The sequence below is a fragment of the Pseudoalteromonas luteoviolacea DSM 6061 genome, assembly GCF_001625655.1.
GTDB lineage: Bacteria > Pseudomonadota > Gammaproteobacteria > Enterobacterales > Alteromonadaceae > Pseudoalteromonas > Pseudoalteromonas luteoviolacea.
Window position 1 is genome coordinate 55,995 of the sequence record NZ_AUYB01000106.1, and the last position, 8,434, is coordinate 64,428.

The following is an 8,434-nucleotide window of genomic DNA, read 5'->3' on the forward strand; positions in this document are numbered from 1 at the left end:
CTCAGCAAGGGGCAGGGTTTTTTTGCAATGAAACATCAGATTAAAACGGCAAAGCATCTCTATTTTATACACGTCTGTACTAACGATTAATCCATGCTATGAGTCGATGACGCTCCCACGAGTAAGGCTGAATATTTGATGTTTAGGTATCTCATGGTTGATTACTTGCTTAACACTAGGCTGGTGGTAAGCCTAAAAAGTGATTTTGGTCAATCTGTGACATGAGTACCGTGGGACTTCAGTGCCTCTAAATTTTGAATAACGAAATTTGTACAAAATTTATATAGTAACGGGAATTTTGACTATCTTTTAATGAAGGAGAAATTATCAGCACATTGCTGTACTCATGTGCACTAAGGTTAACGCCCTGGAGATTTAGATGCACTTTCTTAAGCGCTTATCAATTTTGCAGCTTACCATTATTAGCTCTCTCGCTCTCATTATGTTTATTTTTATTTTACTCGCAAAAGTGGCAACACAATATTGGACTGATTTTTACTCGACAAATCAGGATATTGAATACATAAAGCTGTTGGATGCAATTGAAAAGGTAGCCCACAATCATGCCATTGAACGCGGGCTAACAGCAGGTTATTTAGGTAACCCTACGGCACAAAAAAAGCAGCTTGTTGATGCACAGCGTATCAAAGCAGATCAGTCTGAAAGAAAAGTACGAGATATGGTCAGCAACCAGTTTGCAGAGGATGAAAAAGTAAAGAAATGGCTGCCATTTCTATTCAATGAGTTAGAGGGAAAGGCAGCGTTGAGGCGCGAGGTAGATCGTCAAAATGGTAAAGAAGCCTTTAAATATTATAGTCATCTAAATCAAGTCGCCATTGATACTGCGACCAGAATGCAAGCCTATATCAGTAATCGTGACTTGGCCTCCAAGCTATCACTGGCGTTTCTTTTAGCAAAAAGTAAAGAGCGTAAAGGGCAATTAAGGGGTAAAGTAAATGGCGTTTTAGCTAAAAAAACCATCAGTGCTAAAGTCAGGGGCGAGCTGACTTATTTTCAAACTCAACTTGGTGTTTTGAAGGAGCAGCTAGAGGCCGCCTTGGAAGGTGAACAGCTAAGACTGTATAGAGAGGCGATGTCCGATAGCCGCGCAAAAGAGCTGGATAAAGTCATTAATTATCTCGTTAATGAGGATGACCCGAATTTTGATGGTTTACTCAGTAGTGACGATTGGTTTCCTAAAGCGACGCAGCAAATAGTGGCCGTTAAAAAAGTGCTAGATAATCAGTGGGCGTTAACGGTTACACACATAGAAGCGGTTAAAAAGGATTTAGTTAACCAAAGTTTGTTTATTGCCATTTCATTTCTCCTTGCAATGACAGTGATAGTTTCAATAAATCTGCATTTGGTTAAATCTCTTAAACACGAATTAAATCATTTAACTGGCATCTTAGAAAAAGTGGCAAAAGAAGGCGATTTAACTCTGGATGTAAGGTTAAGAACCAGCGACGAATTGGGTCAAATTTCAGAGTCGATTCACAATACCGTTTATGCGTTTAAAGATTTGTTATTGGGATTGTCTAAATCAATCAATGTTGGCACACACTTGGGGGAGCAAATGGACAAAGCTGCAAGTCATGTGAATGAAGACGCACAGCGAACTCAAAGTATGGCGTCGAGTATTGCTGCAGCTATAGAAGAAATGGCCGCGACAAGTGAAGAAATAGCCCGATCAGCATCGGACACACTCAACGCGAGTGATCAGCTTAACCATGAGTCTAAAAAGCTGCTTGAGGACAATCAAAGAAATTTAGATGCAATGAATACGCTTTCAGACAGCATGGATGATGTAAACGATTTAGCCGCGAACATGGAAAAACAGGTTGGAGACATCAACACCATATTGGACTCGATCAGAAGTGTGGCGGACCAGACTAACCTTTTAGCCTTAAATGCTGCTATTGAAGCGGCTAGAGCTGGCGAGCATGGTAGAGGGTTTGCGGTTGTCGCTGACGAAGTGAGGGGACTTGCCAATAACAGTAAAGATTCTTCGGAACAAATATCTTCTTTGCTGAACGACTTGAATGATATTAGTCAAAGTGTTGTGAATGCGATCAAAGAAAACACGGAATTGGCTGGCGAAATTATGAAGGAAGTTGAAGAGACGCGTTCGGTATCTATGCAAGTGAGTGAGCATAGTAATAATGTTGAGCAGCTCACAACGTCTGTCGCTACGGCGGCACAACAGCAATCAACTGTTGCGCAGGACATCTCGAATAGCACTACTGCTGTTTTAGAGGCTGCTAATGATGAGCTTGAGACCTCGATTGCGTTGAAGAAGCTATTTGAAGACATGAAACTCAATAGCGAAACGTTACAGAGAACCATGGACAATTTTAAAATTGATTAAGTTGCAAAGGGAGACCGCTAATATCAGTAGTCTCTCTACTACTTTTCTTTATGTTAGTAATTCTTATTCGCAATAAATTCACTGGCGAGCCTTCCGCATAAGCGAATTAAATGGTAATGTTGTAATATTATCACATAACAGTAGTTTCCTTATGTTAGACACTTCTCAAACCATAGAGCCTCTTCATGGTCCCAAATATTTGATCGATGATGTGGCCGGCGTATTTTCAAATATTTATGACTCTAATACATCGCTAACCTGCTACTGCTCCCCTTCTAGTTGGGCTGCAACGCAGGCTGCTCAAAGTTATGTTAAAAAGGCTCATGAAGAAGGGTTTCAATATCAGGGGTCGATAAGCGAAGAGCTTTTAAAAGAAATTGAGGCGATATTTAAAGACACGTCACATGGCGATCTTTTATATAATCACGTGGCGCTTATGGTGGAAATGTTTCAAGCTTTGTTTGAGCCAAAAGAGATTGGATTGAGAATTTTACCCTGTATGCACTCATTGAGCCCTGCTTTTCATGAGCAAAAAGGCATAGTGAAAATGGTCTCAACTATCGGTGGGAGCGGAGAGCGCTGGGTAGAAAGGCAATTTGTAAAATTCGCCCCTTTAGAAAGGCACCAAATATCTCCTACAATTTTGCAGCCAAAAGAAAATGATGTGAACACGCTTTGTGATGGAGACATTGCCCTATTTAAAGGAAAGGATTGGTTAGATCAAGAGCACAATGCAGTGATCACCGCATCTCCTGCTTTTGGAGAGCAATGTGCAAAGCTCTGTGTTTACATAGATTATCTTAGCTAAAATACCTATTTTGAAAAGAGCGAAGTCGCTCTTTTCAGATTATACAAAATACTCAGTTTAACTCACAGTTAAATGAATAAGCTAAGGTATGAATACCCACGGATTAAGGTAGCTTTTTATCTTGACCTGTCCAGCTCCAGTTCGGATAAAACTCGCCATTAACAGTAGCATTATTTCCAGTGATAATTGAATTTGGTTTAGTCACCGCTTTCCAGTTGTATGCTTTTGAATGCTCTAGCTCGAAAACTACATTGCCCCATAAAAAGTATGGGCCCGAGATTGCAGAGTTTTTGTAAGCCGCGAAAAGGCTTTGGCCACCCATTTGTAGTTCCCCTACTGTGCTTTCATTGTTAATTTCTGCCGCGCCCTTACTCCAAATCTTCAAGGTACTTATGTGGCTTTCATCATCAGCTAAAAAGTAACCATTACCGGCTACTTGCACAGAGTTAAAATGATTTTCACTTTTTGAATAACCAGCAGAGGTGTCATAAACCTCTACTGTGTTCTGATCACAATCCTCAACAAAACTCGTGTATGAGCTATTGTATACACCGACGGAGTTACCTGATTGATTGGATAAGTAAGCTGTACTGTTATCTGTAACTATGAATTGGTAAAACGGTGTTTTTGAGTGAGCTTTTGCGTTAGTAGTAATATGATTAATTTCTACAGTCGCGTTAGCCTTTGCCGTTACTGCTACAACATCGTTTGGCACATCAATATTAAAATTATCGAGCTTTGCAGAACTGGACTTTATAAGTATTGCGCTTTCAGCGTCAGCATTATTGGGCCGAACTCGAAGCGATCCGGACATGCCTGCGTCATTTACAATTGATATACCATCTTGATTGATTTGGATTGGCCCGTAACATTCGCCAGAAATAGTGAATGTTACGTTTTTAGCGTTATATATTTTGTTTAGCGCTCGACGCAAAGCATTCGGTCTGTCAGTACATTGAACAGAAATATCAATTTGTGCTTTAGTCTGTTGCTGAAGAGATGAGTTTTCACCTTGTTCAACTGATACTTGTGCAATTGATGCGCTGCTAAAAATACAGGTGGCAACCATACACAATTGAATATTTTTTACAGGTTTCATTAAGATTTCCTTTTAATGTTGTGTTTTTACATGTTGTTTAGCTAGAAACTACTGATAGCTACTGGGTGTGCATATCAATGAAGCCTTATATTTAAATTATGAGTTTTTGGAACATTTTACTTATTAAATATATGACTCTCAGATACATACATAATTAGTCAAATAATTTGACATTAAAAACACTATCCTAGACTTTGGCGCTGGTCAAAAAATAAACCGAAAGTTTGCGGTTCGAGTTGTTATAACATATTACTAAAAATTAACATTGGTAGGTTTTTAGCGTGTTTCTGTATATTCATTGATTGGAAATAGAGTGTGTTTGTGTTTTTAAATCTTCAAAAAGGTGTCATTTTCGTGCAAGAGTTTTGAAAATCCCTTAATTGCTCTTCTATTTAATTCAAGTCGAAAGGTAGAACAATTTATCAATAATTGTACAAAAATATTACAAATGAAATATTTTTCATATACAGTGTGCGGTTTGAGATATTAATTTATTTATGCCTAACTTGAGCAAATGGAAAAATAACTATGTTAAAAAAAACACTTTTGGCTACGGCCATTGCGAGCATGATGGCACCAGCGCAAGCCTCACTTATTGTGTCTGAGTACGTTGAAGGAAGCAGTTATAATAAAGCGATAGAACTATACAACACTTCTGACAGTACTATAGATTTAAGTCAGTACGCCCTAAAGTTTTATTTCAATGGCAAAGCGACTTCTGGAATGACAATAGCTCTGGAAGGTGACCTGGAGCCTAAATCAACGCATGTAATTGTCCATGCGAGAGCGAGTGAAGAGCTCAGACTAAAAGCACAACAACAAAAAGATGGTAGTTGGTATAACGGTGATGATGCAATTACGTTAGAGCAAAATGGCACTGTAATAGATAGTTTAGGTCAAATTGGCGTAGACCCAGGGTCTGCGTGGAGCGATCAGGGTGTGTCTACCAAAGATAAAAGTTTAGTAAGAGACAGCTCCATAACTCTTGGCGACGTAAACCCAAATGATGAATTTGTTCCTTCAATCGAGTGGGTGGCACTCGATAAAGATGACTTTTCAAATGTTGGAAAGCACAGCTCTGGTGGGCCAGTAGAGCCTCCAGCTTTGGTTTGTAACGAAGTAAATGTATTTATTCATCAAGTTCAAGGTGAAACTGATTCAAGTCCGATGGTAGATGAGTTGGTTCAGGTACAGGGCGTGGTTACCTCTTCACTGCAACTAGATGGCGAGCTTAAAGGCTTTTTCCTTCAAGAAGAAGTAGAAGAACAAGACACTAATGTACTCACATCAGAAGGTATTTTTGTCAACTACGCCGCTACGCAAGTAAATGCAGGTGAGGTTGTTAAAGTTGCAGGTACTGTGAAAGAAGTATATGGCCAAACACAAATTAATAATGTAACCGGTATTTCGGTTTGTGGTAATGCTCAAATTATAAGCCAAGACATTACCTTACCCGCAGCAAATGGCCTAGAGCCTTTTGAAGGCATGTTAGTCAATATAACTAACGAGATGGTTGTAAACGACACTTACGGGCTGAAGCGATACGGTGAGATAAAACTGGGTACTGAGAGATTATATCAAGGCACTCAGGTTGCTAACCCTGGCGCAGATGCAAATGCTGTAGAGGCGAGCAATAGACGTAAGGAAATTACATTAGATGATGGCTCAGCAGAACAAAACCCAGAGGTTATCCCCTATCCTACTCCTGAATTGGATGCTTACAATACGATTAGGTTAGGTGATAAAGTCACGGGAATTGAGGGGCCAATCGGTTACGCTTATGGTCAATATCGCGTACACCCAATCAACACCCCTCAGTTTGTTCAAAGCAATATTAGGCAAGAGAGACCAACTGTTGCACACGAAGGTAACTTACGTGTTGCAAGTGCAAACGTATTAAACTTCTTTAACGGTGACGGTATTGGCGGTGGTTTCCCAACAGAACGTGGTGCTGATTCTGTAGAAGAGTATGAACGTCAAAAAGCCAAATTGGTTAATGCTATGATTAATTTGGATGCAGATGTAATCGGCCTTTTAGAGATGGAAAATGATGGGTTTGGAGCACAAAGTGCGCTTGCGCAGTTGACGGATGCTTTGAATGCTAGCGATTCTGCAAACAGCTACGCTTATGTAAACTTTGAGGTCGATCAAATTGGCACAGACGCGATTATGTCTGCAATTATTTATCGTACTAACAAAGTTAAAGAAGTCGGTGTTGCGGCATATACCGACGTCGTGCCATTTGATTATGGAAATCGCCCTCCAGTCATGCAAAGCTTTGAAGACTTAGCTACGGGTGATGTGTTTAATGTAGTGGTTAACCATCTGCGTTCAAAGGGAAGCTGTAGTAAAGCCGAAGGGCTTGACCAAGATCAAAATGATGGACAAGGTTGCTGGAACCAAACGCGTATCAATGCGGTTAATGTACTAAACAGTTGGTTAGATACTTCCCCCACCACAGTTGAAGACGAAGACACCATTATTTTAGGTGATTTTAACGCGTATGCTAAAGAAGACCCTATTAAAGCCGTACAGAACTTAGGTTATCGTAACCTTAGTGAGTTTTTAACGACTGAAAACAATGGATACTCGTATGTTTTCAAAGGGCGTTTGGGGAGCTTAGACCATGCGTTTGCAAGTGAATCAATGGCAGAAAAAGTCGTTGCTGTTACTAATTGGCATATCAATGCAGATGAACCTGTTGCACTTGATTACAATGTTGAGTACAAATCAGATAAACATCAGCAGTCATTGTATGCAGAGCATAGTTACCGCTCTTCAGATCATGACCCAATTGTGATTGAGCTGCAAACTGAAGATGCATTTCCTACGATTGAAGGCAAAGTAGAAGGTTTATTTGGTTGGTTTTGGTGGCAGCGTTTCTCGTTAGAAGTGCCTGAGGGGTATTCTAACCTTGAAGTGTCGATTGATGGGTTTGGAGAGGCCGATTTATATCTAAGAAATAACAAAAAACCGCGTTTCTTTAGATACGATTGTCGCCCTTACCAATGGGGGAGTCGCGAAACGTGTAGTATTCAAAATGCTCAATCAGGTACTTGGCATGTCGGTATTCGAGGCTTTTTACCTTATCATAATGTAACGTTGACTTATCGCATTTCAAAGTAATAACTAACAATCAAAAAGTTGGCTTAGCCAAAGGCATTCAACTAGTTTGTTGAGAGTTTTTAGGCACTAAAAAATTACGTCCTATAGCTCATAGAGATATGATGTTATTAGGGCGTATTTTTTTGAGTATGCATTCTTTCCTAGAAGCGAACTAAGAGTGCTCAAAAATGTATTGTCGCTGAGCTAATTTGCATGTTTTGGAGCTTTACCCGCACTCGGAAAAATGATGGAAAACGTCTGTTTTGTGGTTAGGGTTGGGTAAGCCCCCTAAGCGTATGAGAGAATTCATATATATTGATAAACGCAGCTAATAACTACTATGGACTCTGTAATGGAATTAGAATTAATTAAGCAAAGAAACAAAGCGTATCTTGATAGTATTGGAATTATCACAAACGCAAGTTTACCCACTATTGAAGAGCTCATTGAGGTAAAACCTCAGGGGGCTGAGAGTATCGCCAAAAGGATCTGTGCGCTTTCATATGTCATTGGTCTAGCATACGGAGCGGATCCTAAACAATTAAGAGACTATTTAAAGAGTTATGGGCTATGGGAGTCTGTTACATATAGGGAAAAGAGACTTTTAGAAGCTGAATTGATAAGCACTAAAGAACAAAATGAGATAAGGTGGATGGTTGAGTCAATGCAAGCGCTTGCATGGTCGCTTGGGATTGTAGAGCTAGATAACTTAAAAAACTGCGATGACGATCTTGCGGATAATTTTCCTATTAAGTCAGACCCAAGTGAGTTTATTAAAGAAGCCTCACGAGTTTCTATTTATGATATCCAAAAAAACTGCGACTTATTATACCAAATGCACTGGGCTTGCAATCACGACAACTCACAAAATCAATTAGATAAAGGGGTTATATGTGCACGAAGAAGCGCTTTAGATTGGGTGTATGGAGTGGATCCAGAGTGGGAGGATATCCCAATGGATACTTAATAAGCCACAATATGTAAAATGCTCTCAAGTGTTTTATATATTAAACATATCAACATTTAAAGGGCCAACTAGGCGAAAAGAGAGATA

5 protein-coding genes are annotated in these 8,434 nt (G+C 39.7%); 4 read left to right on the forward strand and 1 reads right to left on the reverse strand.

Annotation, left to right across the window (positions count from 1 at the left end; genetic code table 11):
• Positions 1 to 379: 379 nt before the first annotated feature.
• Together N475_RS14600 and N475_RS14605 are read left to right on the forward strand one after the other, a co-directional pair.
• Positions 380 to 2,368 (forward strand): methyl-accepting chemotaxis protein, encoded by a 1,989-nt coding sequence (locus N475_RS14600; protein ID WP_063365494.1) that lies wholly within the window; start codon positions 380 to 382, stop codon positions 2,366 to 2,368.
• A gap of 151 nt (positions 2,369 to 2,519) precedes the next feature.
• Complete coding sequence (locus N475_RS14605) at positions 2,520 to 3,176, forward strand: DUF1826 domain-containing protein (RefSeq protein WP_063357585.1); 657 nt, start codon at positions 2,520 to 2,522, stop codon at positions 3,174 to 3,176.
• 103 nt (positions 3,177 to 3,279) lie between these two features.
• On the opposite strand, the gene N475_RS14610 is transcribed toward N475_RS14605, so the two are convergent.
• Positions 3,280 to 4,275 (reverse strand): hypothetical protein, encoded by a 996-nt coding sequence (locus N475_RS14610; protein WP_063365495.1) that lies wholly within the window; start codon positions 4,273 to 4,275, stop codon positions 3,280 to 3,282.
• Positions 4,276 to 4,803: 528 nt separating this feature from the next.
• Here N475_RS14610 and N475_RS14615 point away from each other — a divergent pair.
• A complete protein-coding gene (locus tag N475_RS14615) occupies positions 4,804 to 7,401 on the forward strand; it encodes an ExeM/NucH family extracellular endonuclease (RefSeq protein ID WP_063365496.1) in 2,598 nt (865 codons plus the stop codon).
• 331 nt (positions 7,402 to 7,732) lie between these two features.
• Entirely contained in the window at positions 7,733 to 8,347 is a 615-nt protein-coding gene (locus tag N475_RS14620) for a DUF4272 domain-containing protein (RefSeq protein WP_063357588.1), read from the forward strand.
• Positions 8,348 to 8,434: the final 87 nt, after the last annotated feature.